23 protein-coding genes are annotated in these 20,318 nt (G+C 51.2%); 11 read left to right on the top strand and 12 right to left on the bottom strand.

From position 1 onward, the window contains the following. The first annotated feature begins 111 nt into the window (after window positions 1-111). Together BD_RS01645 and BD_RS01640 are read left to right on the top strand one after the other, a co-directional pair. A complete protein-coding gene (locus BD_RS01645) occupies window positions 112-1,167 on the top strand; it encodes an agmatinase family protein (RefSeq protein ID WP_011162949.1) in 1,056 nt (351 codons plus the stop codon). Next, window positions 1,160-1,519 carry an arsenate reductase family protein gene (locus BD_RS01640; protein WP_011162948.1) on the top strand — a complete coding sequence of 120 codons (360 nt, stop codon included), beginning with the start codon at window positions 1,160-1,162 and terminating at the stop codon, window positions 1,517-1,519. The genes BD_RS01645 and BD_RS01640 overlap by 8 nt, the downstream gene beginning before the upstream one ends. A gap of 27 nt (window positions 1,520-1,546) precedes the next feature. Here BD_RS01640 and BD_RS18135 read toward each other — a convergent pair whose 3' ends face one another. The 5 genes from BD_RS18135 to BD_RS01625 form a co-directional block, all read right to left on the bottom strand. Beyond that, complete coding sequence (locus BD_RS18135; protein WP_157865628.1) at window positions 1,547-1,696, bottom strand: hypothetical protein; 150 nt, start codon at window positions 1,694-1,696, stop codon at window positions 1,547-1,549. 67 nt (window positions 1,697-1,763) lie between these two features. Next, window positions 1,764-1,901 carry a hypothetical protein gene (locus BD_RS18235; RefSeq protein WP_162145199.1) on the bottom strand — a complete coding sequence of 46 codons (138 nt, stop codon included), beginning with the start codon at window positions 1,899-1,901 and terminating at the stop codon, window positions 1,764-1,766. A gap of 247 nt (window positions 1,902-2,148) precedes the next feature. Next, a complete protein-coding gene (dinB, locus tag BD_RS01635; protein ID WP_011162944.1) occupies window positions 2,149-3,219 on the bottom strand; it encodes a DNA polymerase IV in 1,071 nt (356 codons plus the stop codon). A gap of 32 nt (window positions 3,220-3,251) precedes the next feature. Continuing rightward, window positions 3,252-4,016 carry a lysophospholipid acyltransferase family protein gene (locus BD_RS01630; protein ID WP_011162943.1) on the bottom strand — a complete coding sequence of 255 codons (765 nt, stop codon included), beginning with the start codon at window positions 4,014-4,016 and terminating at the stop codon, window positions 3,252-3,254. A gap of 35 nt (window positions 4,017-4,051) precedes the next feature. Then, window positions 4,052-4,927 carry a GNAT family N-acetyltransferase gene (locus BD_RS01625; RefSeq protein WP_011162942.1) on the bottom strand — a complete coding sequence of 292 codons (876 nt, stop codon included), beginning with the start codon at window positions 4,925-4,927 and terminating at the stop codon, window positions 4,052-4,054. 120 nt (window positions 4,928-5,047) lie between these two features. Here BD_RS01625 and BD_RS01620 point away from each other — a divergent pair, with 120 nt between their 5' ends. Then, window positions 5,048-5,566, top strand: a complete 519-nt coding sequence (locus BD_RS01620) for a hypothetical protein (protein WP_144313896.1) — start codon at window positions 5,048-5,050, stop codon at window positions 5,564-5,566. Next, window positions 5,563-6,447, top strand: a complete 885-nt coding sequence (locus BD_RS01615) for a cation:proton antiporter (protein WP_011162940.1) — start codon at window positions 5,563-5,565, stop codon at window positions 6,445-6,447. Before BD_RS01620 ends, BD_RS01615 begins: the two co-directional genes overlap by 4 nt. Here BD_RS01615 and BD_RS01610 read toward each other — a convergent pair. From BD_RS01610 to BD_RS01580, 7 genes are all read right to left on the bottom strand, one after another. Continuing rightward, window positions 6,437-7,453: an L-threonylcarbamoyladenylate synthase gene (locus BD_RS01610; protein WP_011162939.1), complete on the bottom strand. Its 1,017-nt coding sequence runs from the start codon at window positions 7,451-7,453 to the stop codon at window positions 6,437-6,439. The genes BD_RS01615 and BD_RS01610 overlap by 11 nt on opposite strands. Before the next feature lie 46 nt (window positions 7,454-7,499). Next, window positions 7,500-10,049, bottom strand: coding sequence for an ABC transporter permease (locus tag BD_RS01605; RefSeq protein ID WP_011162938.1), 2,550 nt, complete (start codon window positions 10,047-10,049; stop codon window positions 7,500-7,502). Beyond that, window positions 10,049-10,714: an ABC transporter ATP-binding protein gene (locus tag BD_RS01600; protein ID WP_011162937.1), complete on the bottom strand. Its 666-nt coding sequence runs from the start codon at window positions 10,712-10,714 to the stop codon at window positions 10,049-10,051. The genes BD_RS01605 and BD_RS01600 overlap by 1 nt, the downstream gene beginning before the upstream one ends. Continuing rightward, window positions 10,711-11,310: an arylesterase gene (locus tag BD_RS01595; RefSeq protein WP_011162936.1), complete on the bottom strand. Its 600-nt coding sequence runs from the start codon at window positions 11,308-11,310 to the stop codon at window positions 10,711-10,713. Before BD_RS01595 ends, BD_RS01600 begins: the two co-directional genes overlap by 4 nt. 66 nt (window positions 11,311-11,376) lie before the next feature. Continuing rightward, complete coding sequence (locus tag BD_RS01590) at window positions 11,377-11,739, bottom strand: RNA recognition motif domain-containing protein (RefSeq protein WP_011162935.1); 363 nt, start codon at window positions 11,737-11,739, stop codon at window positions 11,377-11,379. A gap of 129 nt (window positions 11,740-11,868) precedes the next feature. Further along, window positions 11,869-12,354: a YajQ family cyclic di-GMP-binding protein gene (locus BD_RS01585; RefSeq protein ID WP_011162934.1), complete on the bottom strand. Its 486-nt coding sequence runs from the start codon at window positions 12,352-12,354 to the stop codon at window positions 11,869-11,871. A 199-nt stretch (window positions 12,355-12,553) separates the two neighbouring features. Further along, window positions 12,554-13,027, bottom strand: a complete 474-nt coding sequence (locus BD_RS01580; protein WP_011162933.1) for an FKBP-type peptidyl-prolyl cis-trans isomerase — start codon at window positions 13,025-13,027, stop codon at window positions 12,554-12,556. Window positions 13,028-13,187: 160 nt separating this feature from the next. Here BD_RS01580 and BD_RS18025 point away from each other — a divergent pair, with 160 nt between their 5' ends. The 7 genes from BD_RS18025 to BD_RS01545 all read left to right on the top strand — a co-directional run bounded on the left by BD_RS18025 (window position 13,188) and on the right by BD_RS01545 (window position 20,284). Next, window positions 13,188-13,721, top strand: coding sequence for an HNH endonuclease (locus BD_RS18025; protein WP_080558973.1), 534 nt, complete (start codon window positions 13,188-13,190; stop codon window positions 13,719-13,721). Continuing rightward, on the top strand, window positions 13,718-14,173 hold the full coding sequence (locus BD_RS01570; protein WP_011162932.1) for a GNAT family N-acetyltransferase: 456 nt from the start codon (window positions 13,718-13,720) through the stop codon (window positions 14,171-14,173). Before BD_RS18025 ends, BD_RS01570 begins: the two co-directional genes overlap by 4 nt. A 20-nt stretch (window positions 14,174-14,193) precedes the next feature. Continuing rightward, a complete protein-coding gene (locus BD_RS01565; protein ID WP_011162931.1) occupies window positions 14,194-15,837 on the top strand; it encodes an amidohydrolase family protein in 1,644 nt (547 codons plus the stop codon). Then, a complete protein-coding gene (locus BD_RS01560; protein ID WP_011162930.1) occupies window positions 15,834-17,177 on the top strand; it encodes an AmpG family muropeptide MFS transporter in 1,344 nt (447 codons plus the stop codon). The genes BD_RS01565 and BD_RS01560 overlap by 4 nt, the downstream gene beginning before the upstream one ends. A 181-nt stretch (window positions 17,178-17,358) precedes the next feature. Further along, complete coding sequence (locus tag BD_RS01555; protein ID WP_041583434.1) at window positions 17,359-18,630, top strand: NAD(P)/FAD-dependent oxidoreductase; 1,272 nt, start codon at window positions 17,359-17,361, stop codon at window positions 18,628-18,630. A gap of 44 nt (window positions 18,631-18,674) precedes the next feature. Next, complete coding sequence (locus BD_RS01550) at window positions 18,675-19,784, top strand: 3-oxoacyl-[acyl-carrier-protein] synthase III C-terminal domain-containing protein (RefSeq protein WP_011162928.1); 1,110 nt, start codon at window positions 18,675-18,677, stop codon at window positions 19,782-19,784. Next, entirely contained in the window at window positions 19,781-20,284 is a 504-nt protein-coding gene (locus tag BD_RS01545; RefSeq protein WP_011162927.1) for a hypothetical protein, read from the top strand. Before BD_RS01550 ends, BD_RS01545 begins: the two co-directional genes overlap by 4 nt. Window positions 20,285-20,318: the final 34 nt, after the last annotated feature.

Here is a 20,318-nt window from a genome sequence, read left to right as displayed (position 1 = left end):
GGTTCCCAAAGTTGGGTTAAAATGGGTTATGCGACAAAAATAATCAAGTTATTGCTCGATTGACGCCGCGCTTAAATGCTATACCATGGGGGCTAATTTAAGGAGTAAAAAATGTCTGAAAAGACTGTGAAATTCGACCCGACGACCACCATTTCTGCAGAGTTCGGAATCTTCGGAATTCCCATGACCGAGGAAGAGTCCAAGGTCGTTCTTGTTCCAGTTCCCTGGGAAGTAACCACCTCTTATGGCGAGGGCGCCTCGCGCGGGCCTCAGATCATCCGCCAAGCCAGTGAACAGATTGACCTTTTTGACATCGAAGTGGGCAAAGCCTACGAAGTCGGCTATCACATGCGCGACTTCCCGCAAGACCTGTGCAACATGAACGACAAGTTCAAAGCCGTGGCTCAAGAGCTGATCGGAATGCGCACCAATATGAGCGAAGACGAAGCCAAAATGAACAAGCTGGCTTCCCAGGTGAATGAAGCCTGCGAAGAGATGACCCAATGGGTTTACGACCAGTGCTCTGACGTCCTGAAAAAGGGCAAGCTGCTGGGTCTGGTTGGTGGCGATCACTCCACCCCGCTTGGAGCCATCCGCGCAGTCAGCGATAAATTCAAAGGCGAGTTCGGCGTTTTGCACATTGATGCTCACGCGGATCTGCGCACGGCTTACCAGGGCTTCAAACAATCCCACGCTTCCATCATGTACAACGTGATGACTGATGCTAAAAAGCCTCAAAAGCTGGTTCAAGTCGGCATCCGTGACTTCTGCGAGGAAGAATACGACTTCAGCAACTCCCGTGAAGACATCAAGACCTTCTACGACCTGGAACTGAAACGCCGTATGCTGAAAGGCGAAACCTGGGAACAAGTCTGCAAAGACATCATCAAAGAGCTTCCGCAGAACGTTTACATCTCTTTTGATATCGATGGTCTGGATCCAGCCTTCTGCCCTCACACCGGCACACCTGTTCCGGGCGGCTTGAGCGTGGATCAGGTCTTCTTCCTGTTCCGCGAAGTGCATGCTTCCGGTCGTAAGATCGTGGCTTTTGACCTGAACGAAGTTTCCACTGGCGGCTTGCCAGAGGGCGAAGTCGAATGGGACGGCAACGTGGGCGCGCGTATTTTGTATAAAATGTGCGGCTGGCTGGTGAAGAGCAATGCTTAAGGTTTACGAGTACGCAAAGTGCTCTACCTGCGTGAAGGCGCTGAAGTTTCTGGATGGGAAAAAAGTCAAATACGACAAACTTCCCATCGTCGACAAAGCCCCTTCTCAGAAAGAGCTGAAAGACATGCTTTCCGCACTGAAAGAGCGTGGAGGCAGCATCCGCAACCTGTTTAACACTTCAGGCGTGATGTACAAGGAAATGAAATTAAGCGAAAAGCTTCCGTCCATGACAGAATCAGAAGCCATCAAACTTCTTTCTGAAAACGGCAAACTGGTGAAGCGTCCGTTCGTCATTGGCGACGACACTCATCTGGTCGGATTTAAAGAAGATGAATGGAAAAAAGTTTTCTAAAGCAAAAAGGTCCCTTGCGGGACCTTTTTATTTTGTTCGATGGTGAGGATGAAATCCCGGAGGGTTCTTCTTACCGATCTCTTCTTCAAAGAAGCCGTTTTTACGACTGCGAAGAATGAAATAGAATCCTCCAAAACTCAAAGCCAGCGCCAAGATCACGACTGTCAGGCTTATCATAATTACCTCCCTTCGCTGACTTCATCTTTTCACAAAGAAAAGTGAGCAAATAGAGAGGATTCCTTATTCAGCGTTTGTTTCTCAACATATCAGCGAGCTTGACCAGCCATTTTTCTACAGACTTGCGCAGGGACCGCCCTTCGGTCAGATCCTCTGCATTTACCAGAACGTGCAAAACCACAATCATCACCGTGATGACCGCCATAGAGCCAGGAATCAATGCCAGAGCCGGAGACAACCCCGACAGTTCTTGCTGTAAAGCCCTAACAGTAAACGCCTGAACAACGAAACAAGGTGGCTATGAGCAGGCCGGAAAATACGATTTTTCTCATAGTGGTGTCCTTTCTTAAAACAAACGAAGCCGTTGTGGCCCCGCTGGTGGGCAAAGGACTGTTAAAGCAACAGTGATGCCAGAAAAAAATGCACCACCTGTTTCCAACCGTGATTTACAACTAAATGGCAAACTTCAACTGAGAAGAATCGGATTCCGAGGAAAATTTCTTTTGTGTGCCCAAGCGAACCCCCAAGCCCACCAGGCGCACCGGCACACCCCGGCGATTCCAGGCCTTTTCCAGCAGGCGTTCAAAATCCTGCAACGTGGGAAGCTCGCTGATGACTTCTTCATGCGTGGTTTGTTTGAAATCGAAGAACTTCAGCTTGATCACCAGACCCTTGATGCGATCGTGATACTGCCCACGATCCATCCGGCGCACAAAGTCCTCGTAAAGTGACGGCAACGTCTTTAAACAATCCTGCAACGTGGGAAGATCCTTGTTGTAAGTTTCCTCCACCGTCAGCGATTTGCGCTCCCACTCGGTGATCACTTCGCGATGATCTATGCCGCGGGAAAAATCATAAAGCTCCGCCGCGCGCGATCCAAACCAATGCGACAATTCAAGAACGGTGTATTTCTGAATATCACCACACGTGCGAAGCCCCAGATCATGCATCTTCTGGGCGGTGACTTTGCCCACTCCGAAGATCTTTTCAACCGGCAGGTCTTTCACAAAAGTTTCCACATCCTGAGGTCTGACCACGAACTGCCCGTTGGGCTTTTTCCAGTCACTGGCGATCTTGGCCAGAAACTTGTTCGGCGCCACCCCGGCGGACGCCGTCAGGTTCAGTTCGGTAAAGATCAAACGACGGATTTCCTGCGCAATCAGGGTGGCACTGCCACCGAACTGCTCACAATCGGTCACATCCAGATAGGCTTCATCCAGGGACAAAGGCTCAATCTTGTTTGTGAATCTTTCCATGATTTCACGGACTTTGCGGCTTTCAGCTTTATATAAGTCAAAATGTGGAGGAATCAAAACCAGCTGCGGGCACAGACGTACCGCTTGCGAAGAGGGCATTGCCGAACGCACGCCGAACTTGCGGGCTTCATAGCTCGCGGTGCACAGCACGCTGCGGGTGTTCGGTGGACCGCCGATCCCCAAAGGTTTGCCTTTGAGTTCGGGACGGTACTTCACTTCCACAGCCGCGTAAAAGCAGTCCATGTCGATGTGAATGATCTTCCTCATTTACACATTATTTACATATCGGACGGACTAAATCAAGTGGGATCTGCCTGCATCTCGGCCGGAGGCTGGGGCTCTGCCGGAAGACCTTTGACCGGAACGAACTTAGCCGAAATGGCCGCGTGGGCTTTGTCGGCAATCAGGCCCCGATCATCATCCGGGGTCGCGTAAATCGGCTCCAGGAATTCGATCTCACCTTTCACAGACTTCAGGATCGCAGACTTCCACATCGACGTCGCGAAGGGAATATCACCATACCAACAAAGATGATCACGCCATTTAAGGCTGAACTCTTCACCATTCACCTCACGGAAGTTGATCACCACCGGCTGAATCGGCACGCCAGCCTGAGCCGCCGCCATCATCAGGGTCTTTTTGAACGGCAACACACGCTCGCCATTGGTGGACGTCGCTTCCGGATAAAGCACCACACGGAAGCCGGCGCGCAGGGCATTCACGATGGACTTCATTTCATCCAGAATTTTTGTGCGGCTGCGGCGCTCGACGTAAATGCAACCACCCATCTCGGTCAAAAGACCCAGGAACGGGGTTTCACGCATTTCATTGGAAGTCACAAACAGCATCGGGTGACAGGACGCCAGCATCAGAATATCGACGAAACCCATGTGATTGGAAACAATCAGACATTTCTGATCACTTGCCGGCTTGTTGATGACCGTCAGATCCAGATTGAAAACCTTCAGAATCAGGCCCGAGAAAAAGCGCGAGTTATTTGAAAAGCGCTGAAGCCTTTTCTGCGGGTCGCGCACCACCAGATGGCAGATATACGACCACAACATGAATGTCAGGATAATCAGAACAAAGACAGTAAGTTTTAGGACTCCGCGGAGTCCAGCTTGAATCGCTTCCACAGGGTCCTATTTAAATCTTCCCGATGGAGAATGGTCAAGAAGTCAATGCACTGGAATTCACGATCCCATGCCGGCTCCCCACCGATATAGGCTCCGGCTTTCAAATAGGCGCGGCACAAAGGAGGAAGAAGTTCCTCAGCCTGGGCTCTCTGAGTCTCCGTGAGAGGGCTTCGGACTTCTTCTAAAAAATGATTCAGCATAGGCATTGTAAAGGCCAGCGTCGGACGGGTGCGAAGCCCCGGCACAATACGCCCTTCCTCTTCAAAGTACCGAGTCAACAGGGCTGCATCGCGGGGATCATCCGTCTTCACCGTCGCGCAACCAAAAAGCATCTTGGAATCTGAGGCCGCCATGTATTCGGCAATTCCACGCCACAAAAGCGAGATCAAAACCCCGCGACGGAAATCCTTGTGAATGCAGGCGCGCCCCAGCTCCAGCTTCACACCCGGCTGAGCCAGAATTCCATTCATCATGAATTCTTTGCCGGAATAAAATTCATCCGTGAACAAAGAGCAGTTCAATCTGTAGGTTCCCACAATTCGATTGCTGCGCTTTTCTTTGATGATCAGGTGGTCACAGTCAAAGTCAAATTCATCGACGTCCACCCCTGTCGGGGCTTTCTTGCCCTGCATTTCACGGTGGAAGACCTCGTAACGCAAAGCCAGCGCCTCTTTTAGTTCTTCGACATCGGTCACCGTTTTAATTTCAAAAGGACCCACATCTGACTGAATATGGATCTTGGCTTTGAATTTGTGGATGCGATTCAGACGCAGCTGATAGAACGACTGCAGATTCGTGGAAACACGCTCAAGACTTGCATAAGCCAGAGAGTTGATCATCGAAGGCCCCCCTTAAGATCAACCTCAGTGTAGCGGGCTTTAAATGTGAAGATTGTCAGAACTCCGACAGGATATTGTTGGCATTCCCTTAAAGGGCTATGCTATGAGAAGGGTACATCTATGGAAACAGCCGTTTTTCGCAAACCACTTTCCGATATCCCGCTGAATCAGGAAGCTGAAAGCTACCTGAAGGAAATCATTCAAAACCTGCCACAGGACCTTTCTCCAGATCGCGCGGGTTACTACTCCCTTGAAACTGAAGAGCTTCTGACCAAGGATGCGGCGGAACGTTTGGCGCAACATCTGAAGACTTGCGATAAACCTGTCAGCTTTGAAGATCTGCGTTCGGGCTGGAATGCCATCCTGGTGGACTATCACCGTCACAACAACTGGAACTATCCGGTTCAGGCACAAAAGCCCGTAAAAGAGCTGACTGAAGATCAAAAAACCGCGCGTGAGCTGTGGCCGTATATCTGGGTGATGATCCAATCGATGATCATCCTGAAAACTGCCGTCTATTATTTCGGAATCACCGGTTCTGCAGATCCCTCCACCAGCAACACAGTAATGCTGGTCCTTGCTATCCTGACCTCGTTTGGAACACTGGGCTTTTTCGCGTGGAGAAAATCCCGCAAATGAAATTGTTTCTATTTATCGCTGCGGGTCTGATCCTCAGCCCCACCCTGCTAAATATTCCCAAAACTGAAACCGTGTCCCTGCTGGGCACGATCGCAGCCTATGTCTTTCTGTTTGCCGCCGGCCTGGAGCTGAGTCTTAAAAAGACACTGGCTCATCTGAAAGAAGCCTCGTGGATCAGCGTGGGCGCTTTCATATTCCCATTGATTACGGGATATGCTGGTGCCTTGTACCTGCTTCCGGAAGGCAGCAACACCTTGTTCGTGGCCACCGCCATGGCCGTATCAGCCCTGCCGGTGATCATTCAGCTTTTAAAAGAAGCCAATCTTTACACAACCAATCTGGGCCGCCTGATCGTCAGTGCTGCCACCTTATGTGATATTCTGGCGTGGATCATGTTTTCATTCCTGCTGCCACCCCAAAGCATGGGGCCGTGGATTGCCTCGCATCTGCCGGTGTTTGTGTTTATGGCGGGACTTTTCATTTCAGACTGGAACTTGATTTCAGAAAAACGCATTGAACAACTTGAAAGCTTCACCCGCTGGGTGTTTGCACCCATTTTCTTTGTCACCATCGGCTGGGGTCTGAATCTGGCCCAGCACTTTGATGCCCGTCAGGTGGCGATTGTGACTTTGATTGCCTTCGCTGGAAAGATCGTCGGGTCTTACGCGGTTTCCCGCTGGCGCAAGTTCAATCACACCGACAGCATGACTATTGGTCTGTCACTGAACGCCCGCGGCGCCATGGAGATTCTGATGGCCACCTTCGGCCTGAAGGCCGGACTGATTGACATGACTTTGTTCACAAGCCTTGTTGCCATGGCGATAATCACCTCCATGGTTCCGGCTTTGACTTTCCGTTTGCAAAGAAAACTCAGACAATAAGAGAGGCCGCTTTATTCAGGCGGTCAAACAGGGATTCCCAGCGCTCACCGGTTTGGTGGGCTTCACGGTAAAACAGAATGCAATCTTTCCCGCGCGCAGCCACGTCACGCAAGTGACCATAGAATTCACGTGTTGCCAGCAACGGGTCTTCGGAAAGTTTTAAAACCTCGTAGGAATGAATGCCCGCTTTAGGTTTGATGATCTTGATGCTTTCAATTTCATCCGGCAGTTCGCCGATCTTTTCATTCACTTCTTTCAGCACACTTTCCGGGCTGCGGGACGGATCCAGACACACCACCAGCGGAACTGGCGGCATATAGTGATGTTTCATATGGCCTGGGGATTCGCGCTTATCCACCTGCTCGATGAATTCATAAGCCAGGCCCTTTTCTTCCAGCACACGCGCAAGATCTGATTTCAGAATATGCCCGCGGCGAAGAATCGACAGCATCACACCTTCAGGACGGTGACGAACCAGCAAGACCGTGGATTCGATGCCGATTTCACAATCGCCACCATCAACCACGAAAACGTTTTCATTTTTAAATTCCACCCGCACATGGGACGCGGACGTCGGGGAGGTGCGACCGAACTTGTTGGCACTTGGCGCCGCCAAAGGCACACCCACCTGCTGCAACAGTTCCAAAGCCAGCGGGTGATTTGGCATGCGAATGCCCACGGATTCAAGACCCGACGTGATCATCGCATTTACGGAAGGATCCCGTGGCAGCACCATGGTCAGCGGACCCGGCCAGAAAGCTTCCGCCAGCGCCTGAGAAGCCGGTCCCCAGAAGGCCGTGACCTTCTTGGCCTGTTCAATGGACGCCACATGCACAATCAAGGGATCAAAGAACGGACGCTCTTTGGTGGTAAAAATCTTTTCGATGGCCGAAGGGATATCAATACGGGCCGCCAGACCGTAAACGGTCTCGGTGGGGAAGCCGATGACTCCCCCTTCTTCAAGTATGATTTTGGCTTTGGCCAAGGCCTCGTTTGGCGACATCATGGATACTTTTGTACATCAAAGCAGACGGGATTGAAAGGTTTCCCGTCTATTTTTCTTCCCGCAGGATGCTCAGGGCGCTTTCACGCACGATATCCAGACTGGCCAGGAATGAAATCACCAGACTTAAAGTCGTGATAATCACCACCGACAAAAGCGGCTGAATCAATGACAACTTAAAGTCGCTTTCAAAGATGAATGTATTCAGAGCAAAACTCACCACCACACTCAAAGCCGCCCCAAAGAACGAGGCAATAAATGCAAGAAATGCAAATTCGGTCAGAATGAAGCTTGCGACCTCTCCCCAGCTGGCGCCGAGGATTTTTAGCATGTTCAGCTCCCAACGGCGCAGCTTGATCTGACTGCGCACAATCGAGAACAATACGATGTATCCGGTCAATAGCGCCAGACCCGCCATGAGTTCCAGGGACCAGCTCATTTTTTCGGCGGTCTTCAGGACATCATCCACCGTGCGCACAACATCAATAACGGACACGTTGGAAAATTCTTTGGCGATGGCATTTTGCAGTTCAGATCTTTGCTGTTCTGGCAGGAACGGAATCGCCGCGATCCAGCTTTTCGGGGCTTCGTTCAAAACACCGTTTTGCACCATAATAAAGAAATTCGGCTGGAAGCTTGTCCACTTCACCTTGCGCAGGTTGATGATTTCGCCTTCCACTTCCACACCCTGAACGTCAAAGACCAGCACATCACCGATCTTAAAGCCCATGCGGTCGGCAAAGCGGGTTTCCACCGACAGCTCGGCTCGCTTTTGTTTTTCCGGATCAAAAGGACCTGAGAACGGCCGGCCATCAATCATGATTTCGGAATCAGAAAGACCTTCACGGAAGGACAGATTCATCCCGCGGTTGCGGAAGCGGGCTTCACGTTCTTCTTCACGGGTTTTAAATCCCTGGGTGTCGAGCTTTCTTTCATAATCCTGATCGTTCACTTTCAGGATACGCGCGCGCACCAGCGGAGATCTGCCCAATGGTTTCACTTCACGATCCGCCAGAATCTTTTCAAGACCCGTCCATTGTTCATCCTGAATATCGAACATAAACAGTGACGGGATCTTGCTGTTGGCATCCAGCTGGAATTCCGCCTGCAGCGAGTTCTTCAGCTGTGGCAGGATATTGATCAGCAAAGCCCCCAAGCCCAATGCCACAAAGATCGCAAGACTCGCCCCCGCCCGGCGGGAAAGGCTTAAGAAGCTGAACTTCAGGAACCAGCGGTTCAAGCCCCGAATCCAGCCGGCCATTTTGACAGTGCCATAGCCGATCAAAAGCAGCGCCAGCACCACAGCCACCATCGAACCGACAAACAAACTGCCGATCTTCCAGGAATGTGCCTGATACACCGAAAGGAAATAGAACAAAGCCACACAAGGCAGGAACGTCCAATAACGACGCTGCCCTTCACCCACCGCAAACTTTTCTTCACTGAACAGCTTCGCCGCACGCAGATCAAAGATCTTCATCAGGAACGGGATGCTGACCACAAAGCTGCCAAACACCGCCATCAACAGACAAATCAGGAACGCTTCCGGCGTCACCGTCGGACTTAAATCAAACGGAGTGAAGTTCGCAAGCAGTTTGCTGAGCAAAGGCAACACCAACAAACTAAACAGCATGGTCGGAATGGTGGCTAGCAATCCCAGCATGGAGGCTTGCAGGATGTAAACGCTGACCGCCTCGCCACTTTGCAGACCCAGGGTGCGCAAGATAGCGATTTCTTTCATCCGCGTGGAGAGGAACAGACGGTAAATGTAGGCCGCCCCCAGCGCTGACATAAACAGGGCCACGATCGCAACCAGGCCCAGATAGTCTGACAAATAACCCAGCTGACGCCCGGAATCTTCACCCGCCGTTTCAGGGGTTTCGACATTGATCTGTGGATCGGTCAAAACATTATAAAGCTGATCGCGCACCAGCTTGTGATCCGTGGTTTCTGGCAGCTTAAACAAGTGCGCCAGCGAGAACGTGCTTCCGTACTGCAAAAGACCCGACTGCGGCAAAAGCTCGCGGTTCACAAAGATTCTCGGCGCCAGGCTTGCCATGCGGAAGGTCTGAGTGGCGTCTTTTTTCACCACATCCGAAATTTGCAAATTCAACTGGCCCAGCTGAATCTCATCGCCGACATCAAGTCCCAGCTGGGATTTCAGCTCAGGATAGATCCACGCCTTGGGTGCGGAGAGAATATCTTTATTATCACTGCCCGCGGTGATCTGGCGGCCGGATTCAAGATCCAGCTCCCCATAAAACGGATAGGCCTGATCCACGGCTTTGACCAAAACCAGTCTTGAACCCTTGGACGAACTTAACATCGCAAAGAATTCATAGATCTTGCCTTCAGTGGCAGCTGCCGGCACCACTTCCCGCATTTTCTTGGCTTCATCGTCAGTCAGTTCGCGGCGTGCAGCCACGGCCAGATCCGCAGAAAGAATGGATTTGGCGTTGGCTTTGATTTCTGTTTCCAGGGCCACATTGAAGGCCTGAAGCGAGACAAAGCCCGTCAGACCAAGACTTAAATTGAATATGAAAAAGAGCCCAAAGCGCCAGCTGCGCAGAAGCTCCCGGCAGGCAAGTCGGAAAATCATTACGCTTCCTTCAACTGGCCTTCATCAAGGCGCAAAGTACGTTCACATTTTTTCGCCAGAGCTTCACTGTGAGTCACCAGCAACGTGGTGATCTTGTGTTTGCGAACCACATCAAAGAACACATCCATGACCTTGTCGCCCGTGTGGATGTCCAGGTTCCCGCTTGGTTCATCGGCCAGCAGAATTTTAGGTTTTACCACCAGCGCACGTGCAATCGCGACACGCTGACATTCCCCACCGCTCAGCTGACTGGGGAAGTGATTCAGGCGATGCCCCAGCCCCAGCTCGGTCAGGGCTTCTTCAGCGCGGGCTTTGGGATTTTCCATTTTCAGAATCTCCAGCGCCAGCATCACGTTTTCCACCGCCGTCAGATGCGCGATCAGATGATACTGCTGAAAGACGACCGCAATGTTCTGGGCGCGGAACAAAGTCATTTGCTGTTCGCTCATCGGGGTCAGGTTGATGTTATCAACCAGAATCTCGCCGCTGTCCGCGCGCTCAAGGCCGGCCAGAATTGAAAGCAACGTGGACTTGCCACTGCCGGACTGGCCCACGACAGAAACGACCTGTCCTGGCTGGATGGTGACGTTAAGGCCTTTCAGCACCTGAATCTCGGACTCCCCTTGCAGGAAACCTTTTTTGACATCTTTCAGGATCAAACTCACAACGCCCCCTTTAGAACTGAAAACACATTGTCTGCGATAATTTTATGACCTTCTTCGTTGGGATGAATCCCGTCGGCCAGATTGTATTTTGGATTTCCCGCCACCTTGTCCAGGATGAATGGAATGAAGGTCAGCTTGTATTTCTTGGCCAGCGACTCGTACATTTTTTTGAATTTGTCGGTGTAGTCCTTGCCGTAGTTCGGTGGCATGTACAAACCACCCAGAATGACTTTTACTTTTTGGGATTGTGCGTATTCGATGGACTGAGCCAGATGTTTTTCGCTGTCTTCGACTTTCAAACCGCGCAAACCATCGTTGGCCCCCAAGGCCAAAAGCACAACATCAGGCTTTGATTTAAACACCCACTTCATGCGGCTAAGCCCCGACGCTGTGGTGGAACCACTGACCCCGGCATTGATGATGGTCCATTCCTTCTTGCCGGCCTCGTGAAGTTTCTTTTCCAGGACCGCGGGGAACGCGGCCTCTTTGGCAACGCCATATCCTTCGGTGAGCGAATCACCCAGAACGATCAGTTTTTTTTGGGCAAACGAAAAAGAACTAAAAAGAAGAATGAGTGAAAATAAAAAAGGTCTCATAGGGTTCCTATGAGACCTTAGTTTTTAAGACAATGACAAGTCCAGCTTCGTCAAAGTATGGGCTGCTTAGCGAGGACCACCGCGACCACCGCCGCCGAAGCCACCACGTCTTTCGCCGCCGCCACCGCCGCGACCACCACCGAAGCCGCCACCACCACGACGTGGGCCGCCTTCACGAGGAGCCTGAGGACGAGCCTCAGAGATATTGATAGGACGACCGCCCAACTCAATACCGTTGCCTCTTTCGATAGCTTGATCAGCAGCAGAGTCATCGGACATCTCTACAAAGCCGAAGCCTTTAGAGCGACCGGTTTCTCTATCCATGATCACTTTTGCTGAATCTACCGCACCGAACTGTGCGAAGTGTTGATGAAGTGCCTCATCGTCTACAGAGTAAGGCAAGTTGCCTACGTAAAGTTTCTTAGCCACAAAGACCTCCTATGGTTGGGCCATAATACCCGAGGAAGCCTTCGAACAAGATGAAATCGAGTACACTCACACGGGGACTTTTAACTACCAATAACGCTAGCATAGCCCAAAAAACGTGCAAGCCCAATTTTAAGCGCGCATATTATTAAATTGTAAGGGAAGAGGGAAGTTCCCACCACGCACCAGACTGATGCATTCCTGAAGCTCATCAATACTTTTTGACGTCACTTTCAGTTTGTCATCCGCAACCTGCGGCTGCACCTTCAGCTTGGAATCCTTAATCAATTTAATGATATCCTTGGCGATCTCGCGGTCAATTCCCTGTACCAAAGTGACCTTCTGGCGAAGCATTCTGCCACCAGCTTCTTCAATTTTTTCGAATTTAATCGCTTTGATATCAATCCCACGACGATGCAATTTGGTTTGCAGAATCCCGGCCATCGCCCCAATTTTGTAATCATCCTCCGCCAGAAGGACCATTTCTTTCTTATCCCATTGAAGCTCAGCCTTACTGCCTTTGAAATCGTAACGAGCTTCAATCTCTTTACGCGCCTGATTTACGGCGTTGTCCACTTCCTGAACATCAATCTCAGAAACAATATCAAACGAAGGCATCGAAAAACTCCCAAATAAATTCAAAAGAAATTCAAAGTTAAAATCCGATCAGCCAATCCATCAAACTACAATGAGGCTGATCAAAAGGGTTCAGCCGCAAGGCGGAGGGGTCCCCTTGAAGCGGAGGCGTGCTCCAAGCACGTCGAAGCGAAAAGGGTCCCCCGACAACGCAGTCGGATGGGCCCTTTTCATCGGCCGACTAGTGGCCACTGTTGCCGTGGAGGCCGTGCGGGTGTCCATGCAGAACTTCTTCCGCCGTCGCCTCACGAATCAAAACCATCTCAATTGCAAATTCAAGATCCTGACCTGCCAATGGGTGGTTGCCATCCAAAGTAACTGCTTCGTCAGTGATTTTAGTCACGCGCACGATGTGTGCACCCTGACCCAATTCCAAACGCAGGTGAGCACCGACTTCCAATTGTGGAAGGTGCGCAAGCTCCGCTTTAGGAACGTCCATGAACATATTGTCTTTCACTTCGCCGTAAGCGTCTTTCGCTGCCAGCTTCACAGTTTTTTTATCGCCCTCTTGCAGGTCTTTGATTTCTTCTTCAAGTTTAGGAATGATCTGGCCCGCACCTTCCAGGAATGGAAGCGGCTGGTTGCGCTCAGAAGCGTCCAATACGTTGCCGTCAGGTCCTTTTAAAACGTAGTTAAATGCCAAGACTCTTTTCATTTATATGCCTCCTGTGCGCTTAATGCCGACGGTATCCCATTTTGGACCTATTCAGGCAACCGAAAAGACCCAGTTCTTTTGAATATTTAACGAGACACTTGAAATTGAGACGCAGAGCTAGATATAATCATATTTAGGATCGCGCCTGAGGGGGGAACGCATGATGCACATGTCCTCGCTGAGGTCTTTGTTGCTCAACTCTAGCTACGAGCCGATGCAGATCGTAGGTTGGCAAAAGGCCTTGGTATTGTGGTTTCAGGGAAAAGTAGAGATATTGGAATATCACTCTGCGTTTGCCCGGTCGGTACAACGAAGGTTTCAGCTGCCCAGTGTCTTGCGGCTGAAGACGTATGTACGACCCCGGACCGCCGGAGCCGTCCGATTCTGCCGGGAAAACGTTTATATCCGCGATAATTACACCTGCCAGTACTGTGGCACCAAACTCGCCGCCAAGCTCCTCACTCTTGATCACGTCGTCCCCGCCTCTCATAACGGCCCTAAAAACTGGACCAACGTTGTTTCCGCCTGTCGGGACTGCAATCAAAGAAAAGCAAACCGAACACCCCGCACCGCCAATATGCCTTTACTGAGTGAGCCCCGTGCTCCATCATGGTTGCCAACACTGCAACTGGAAATCGGCGAGGATCACGTGCCTCCCGACTGGACGCCCTATTTAAGACTGAATACCGGATGACGACAGAGTACGAATTTAAAACCATCACCACCACCGACACTCTGCCGATCCGCCAAAGAGTTCTTAAGCCTCACCTGCGCGCCGAAGAATGCGTGAATCCGGGAGACGATCTTCCGACCACGTTCCACTTCGGCCTTTTTATTTCCGGAAATCTTGTTTCGGTCGCGACCTTCATCCAGGAATCACATCCCGCTTTTTCAGCCGGCTATCCTTATCGCCTGCGTGGCATGGCCACGGATGACAGCTATCGCGGTCAGGGCCTGGGACAAAAACTGGTGCGCTTTGGTGTGGAAGAATTAAAAAGCCGTCGCTGTGACCTGGTGTGGTTCAATGCGCGCATCAAAGCTTTTCCGTTCTATGAAAGACTTGGATTTTCATTCTATGGACCGCTGTTTGATATCAAGGATATCGGTCCCCATAAAACCATGTACAAGCATCTTATTCCCCGTTAACCTCTTTGCAGGAGGAATCGGTGAATAAGGATGTTCACAATCAGCTGACCTCAGCACTGACCACCATCATCAGCGAAACCAACGGGATTTCGCTTTCTGACACCATTGATCTGCTTTTGTCTTCGAAAATGAAAACAGAGAATCTGGATGCCTACGGCCTTGTGGTCGAGTTCCGCGATCTGCTGAATCGTTTTCAGATCAATCAGGTGACGATCTCGTCCCTGCTGAAGCACCCCATGTCTGCGGCGCTGTTTGAGTTTTTCAAAAATTTTCCATTGAAATACAACGAAGAGCACATTCACCTGACCGGCGCCATCACCGCCGAGTTCATTTTTCCACGCCTGAAAAAACTATTGGAAGGCCCGGACAAAGACATCTATGAACAAAAAATCAAAGAGGTCTATGGCGACAAAGCCCTGCCCATTCGTTCGGTTGAAGACGTCGACCGTCTGATCCGCCTGCAGGAAAATGAAGGCTTCTCGCGCTATCTGAAAATTCTTTATCTTCCAAAATTGATCTTCATCAATCGCGAAGTTCACAAGGAAGCGGCCTATTCCATGGCTGAAGAATTGTATTACAAATTCAACGTCGGCCGTGTGCGTTTGAAGTTCTCGCTGTCCCGTTCCACCGCCAGCTCGTCAGAGCAAATTCCGGGTATCGACAATGTGACATCCGAAGACGTGGTGCTGGGCCTGTATGACGGTTTCCGTGCCTTCCAGGAAAAACACCCGAACTTTGACTTCATCCTGTCGCCGTCTTTCAGAAAAGAAGCCAACCACTTTGATTCTGAAAAGTTCAAAACCCGCCAGGAACACTTCATGGAACAAATCAACGAGCTGGTCGACATGATCGACAAGTATCCGTTCCTGGAGCGCCACCTGCGCGATGTCGATACTGTCGGCGATGAACGCGAACTTTACCGTAAAGAACATTTCAACGAAATGCAGGCGGGCTTCCGCAAGCTGCAGTACCGTGGCTTCAAAATCCGTTCGCATCACGGCGAAACCTGGCACACTCTGAAAAAGGGCATCCAGGCCGTCGACAATGCCATGAACATCTGGCACATCGACACTCTGGAACACGGAATCAGTCTGGGCATCAATCCGAACAAATACTTCCACCGGATTTATCAGGACATTCTGGCCAAGAACCAACAGGGTCAGCCGATTTCTGAGAAAGATCCGTTGTACCGCGAGCTGACCGAACTGGACTGGGGTTTCAACCGCCACGTTCTGGAAAAAATCCTGAAAGGGACCAAGATCACTGCGGAAGAAGACATTCTGTTCGTCAAAGCCAAGTTCCACACCGCCCGCGAAGTCGAACACTATCAGCACGATGTTCTGAATCGTATGATTCAAAAAGGTGTGACCCTGGTGTCCCTGCCATCCTCAAACAACAAGCTGACTGGCAAGTTTGAAGACTACAAGGACCATCCGTTTTCGTGGTGGGAGAAAAAAGGCGTGCAACTGGGCGTTGGCACCGACAACCACGTGACATTGAACACGAACTTCATTTATGAAATGCTGATCCTTCTGTACACCGATGCGGTGAATTTGAAGATCACAAAACTCTTGATGGTAACCACTGGCGAAATACGCCGACCGTACATCAGCCATCTTCTGTGGAAGATGCGAAAGCAACTTGGAAAGACCGCGCACCGATGACAACTGAAAAAAAATCTCGCCGCCTGAGCTGGATGGACACTATCAAGTCCCTGGCTCGTCCCAAAGTTTCAATTATGCTGGCCCTGGGCTTTTCCTCAGGCCTGCCGTTCATGTTGGTCGGAAACACCCTGGGGTACTGGCTGCGTGAAAGCGGTATCGCGCTGGCGACCATCGGCTTTCTTTCCTGGGTGGGGCTTGCCTACTCGCTGAAGTTTGTCTGGGCTCCATTGATTGATAAAATGAATGCCCCGATTTTCGGAGCCTGGCTGGGACGCCGTCGCGGCTGGATGATCATTTCCCAAATTCTGGTGGGGATCTGTCTGTTTGCAATGGCTTACATCAAACCTGAAGGCGGCTTGGCGCTGTTCACTTTGCTGGCGGCGATTGCGGCCTTTGCTTCCGCCACCCAGGACATCGTGGTCGATGCGTGGAGGATTGAGGTATCTGATGCCAGCGAAGACATGGCCTTGCTGTCGTCTTCATATCAGCTGGGTTACCGCGCCTCTTTGCTGGTGACAGATGCATTGATTCTGATCCTGGCTGGCGCGATTGGCTGGTCGGTTTCTTATTCTGCCATGGGCGCTTTGATGGCCGTGGGTGTGATTGCGACACTATTTGCTGCTGAACCCAAGCACGGACCAGCGAATGTTCCGGGGGCCGTGCCTTTGTGGTCCGCACGCGGTCTGTTTGATGCCGTCGCGGGTCCGTTTATCTCTTTCTTCAAACAACACGGTCAGCGCGCTTTATTGATTCTGGCGGCAGTGTGCTTGTACCGCCTTTCTGACTTTGTCATGGGTCCGATGGCCAATCCTTTCTATGCGGATCTTGGCCTGACCAAAGAAACTGTGGGCGCCGTGCGCGGGTCCGTCGGACTGATTGCTTCGGTCGTGGGTGTTGCGGCGGCCGGCCTGACCGCCGTTCGCTTTGGCTTTATCTCGACGTTGTTGATTGGGGCGGTGATTGGTCCGGCTTCCAACCTTGGCTTTTCTGTTTTGGCGATGATGGGACCCAGCACTGAAGTGTTTACGGGTGCCATGATCGTGGATAACTTTGCCACCGGCTTTGCCGGGACGGCACTGGTTGGATACATGTCGAGCCTCACGACGCTCGGATACACGGCCACCCAGTACGCCTTGCTTAGCTCGTTCTATGCTTTGTTAGGAAAAGTTCTGAAAGGCTTCTCGGGGCTGGTGGTGCAAAAACTGAACGAAACCCACGCTCTGATGGAATCCTATGCGCTGTTCTTCCTGGGAACGGCGATGATCGGAATCCCGGCGCTGCTTTTATGCATCCTGCTTGTTCGGAGCAATACAAAAATGAAGATGCCTGCAAGCACTTAAAGAAAAAGGCCCCGCTGGGGCCTTTTGTTTTTCCGGCTCTTTGACGACGAAAGACCACAGTGTTGTTTTCCAGCACCTCCACTGATAGTGCTTCAGGGGCCGATCTATTCTGCGGTATCCATAACATTGATTCTGATTCATTCTCACTCCTTGAAATGTTACAGTGCCTTCAGAGGTTCATATGCCAAAAAAAGTCGTCATCGTCGGTGGTGGTTTTGCGGGGCTGAAAGCCGCGCGCGCTTTGGGAAACAATGAAGATGTTTCCGTCACTCTTATTGATCGCCGCAATTATCATCTTTTTCAGCCCTTGCTTTATCAGGTAGCCACAGCGGGACTTTCTCCAGCGGAAATCTCCGGCCCCATCCGGGGAATACTTTCCAAATATAAAAACGTCTCTGTCTTTCTGGACAATCTGGAAAATGTCGATCTGACGAATAAAAAAATTCAGGTGCAGGATCGCTCTCTTGAATATGACTATCTGATTCTGGCCTGCGGAGCCAAACACAGCTACTTCGCCCATCCAGAATGGGAAGAAAATGCCCCGGGTTTAAAGACTTTGGAACAAGCCACTGAAATCCGCCGCCGCCTGCTGATGGCCTTTGAAAGAGCCGAGAAAGAAACCGATCCAGAAAAACAAAAGCAACAACTGACTTTTGTGATCGTGGGCGCGGGCCCGACCGGCGTCGAGCTTGCCGGCACCATTGGCGAAATCAGCCGCCACACATTGACCAAGGACTTCCGCCACATTGATCCCTCACGCACGCGTGTGATTCTGATCGAAGCGGGCCCTCGAATTCTTGCCGCCTTCCATCCGGATCTTTCCCGCAAAGCCGCAGCTGACCTGGAGGACCTGGGCGTGCAGATTTGGACCAACACCCGGGTCACAGATGTGAAATCTGATTCTGTGGTATTAGGTGATGAAGTCATCAAAGCCGCCACCATCTTGTGGGCCGCCGGCGTGCAACCCTCCAGCATTAACAAAACTCTGGGTGTGCCGCTGGATCGTGCGGGACGAGTGATCATCGAAAAAGATTTAAGCTTGAAAGAACACCCGGAAGTGTTTGTTTTGGGCGATCAAGCTTGTTATCTGACTGACAAAGGCCAAGCCCTGCCGGGACTTGCTTCGGTGGCTATGCAGCAAGGGACCCATGCTGCGAATCAGATTTTAAGAGAAATCGAAGGTAAACCCCGACTTGAGTTTAAGTATCTCGACAAGGGACAGATGGCCACGATTGGCCGCCGCAAGGCCATCGCACAAATCAGCAATCTGAAATTCAGCGGATTCTTCGCGTGGATTTTGTGGTTATTCATTCACGTCTATTATCTGATTGGTTTTAAGAACAAAGTTTTCGTTATCTGGCAGTGGGCGTACGCTTACTTCACCTTCAAACGAGGTGCCCGTTTGATTGTCGATAAAGAGTGGCGTTCCAAACCTAAGCCGCCTGTTTCGTAACACTGGATCTATTCAAGTCTTGAGGCTGTCCTTAGCCTCAAGGCATGTACTTACAAAACTTTCACTCCATACAGCCGCCTTATCAAAAAAACCAGAAGGAATGCCTTGAATGGCTTTCCGAGGCCCACAAGCTGGCGCAGAAGAATCAGGAGTACTCGCAAGAGGATTACCTGAAGATGCTGCAACGAGTGGGATGCCCGGAAACGCAGATCGAAAAAAGGTACTTCTTCATCCCCGACGTGGAACGCTCTAACTGGGATGACAAACCGATCTATCCGGTCAAAGCCAGTTCTCATGGCGTGAGTATGCACATGCGCCACGAGTACTATCACAAGACTGTGAAAGAGCTTTTCGAACGCATCTATGCCGAGCGCACTTTCCCCGATGATCTGATTCACGTCAGCTGCACCGGGTACATCTCACCCAGTGCGGCTCAGATGACCGCCGTGAAAGCGCCCAAGCCCGTCACCGTCACGCATTCCTATCACATGGGATGTTATGGTGCTTTCCCCGCCCTGCGCATGGCTTCGGGCTTTCTGGCGAATGAAAACATTCTAGGGAAGAAGCTGACCGTGGATCTGGTGCACACGGAACTTTGCAGTCTGCATTTGAATCCGGAAGATCCCACTCTGGAACAAATGGTGATTCAAAGCCTGTTTGCCGACGGCTGCATTGCTTATTCAATGTCCACTCAGCAGCCCAAGCAGGGATTCAGAGTTCAATCCCTGTATGAAGAGCTGATCCCCAACACCACCGGCGCCATGGAGTGGATGGTGTCGGACTGGGGCATGAAAATGAGTCTGTCCAAAGACGTGCCAATGATGGTGGGCGATAAGATCCGCGACTTTACCACACGCTGGCTGGCAGAACGTGGGTACGATCTTTCCCACGTCGTCAAAAACGGTCTTTTCGCCGTTCACCCCGGCGGACCCAAGATCATCGATCAGGTTGTGAAACATCTGGAGCTGAAGGAAGAACAAGTCGCCCACAGCCGCGCCCTGCTTCGTCAGCGCGGGAACATGTCTTCAGCAACCTTGCCGCACCTGTGGGAGCAGATTCTTCGAGACGACAGCGTTCCGTCGGGGACACCGATCATCAGCTATGCTTTCGGCCCCGGCCTGACAGTCTGCGGAAGTTTGATGGAGAAACTATGATCAGCGCATTTTTGGTTGCGTCGGGAATTCAAGGAGCGGCCATCTTATTTGACGAATTCGTATTTCATCGCCGCCGCGGACTTCCGCGGTGGGAACGCATCGGGCATCCATTGGACACAATCTCGGTGATTGCCTGCTTGCTGTTTCTAGCATTGGTGGACCGGACGCCAACGACCGAAGTGGTTTATTATATCCTGGCAGGCTTTTCCTGCCTGCTGGTGACCAAGGATGAGTGGATCCACCGCAAACTGTGCTCGGCCGAAGAGATGTGGCTGCACGCGATCCTGTTCCTGATGCATCCCCTGGTGCTGTTCACCGGAATGGCCGAATGGGAAGACAATCGTCCGCTGTTCCTGGCCGTGGCCGGAGGAATCTTCGTCTTTCTGATCTATCAGGTGGTCTACTGGAACTTTGTGGAGGCCCAAGCACAGAAAGCGAAACAAAAGGCCCACTACGCCCGGGTTCGGCAGGAAGAACTGTACGAATACTTCGGAGAATAGGCCCAATTTTTTGGTACAAGTCCTTGCATTGCCG

It is taken from the genome of Bdellovibrio bacteriovorus HD100 (assembly GCF_000196175.1).
Lineage (GTDB): Bacteria > Bdellovibrionota > Bdellovibrionia > Bdellovibrionales > Bdellovibrionaceae > Bdellovibrio > Bdellovibrio bacteriovorus.
This window is presented reverse-complemented; position numbering and strand designations above follow the sequence as displayed.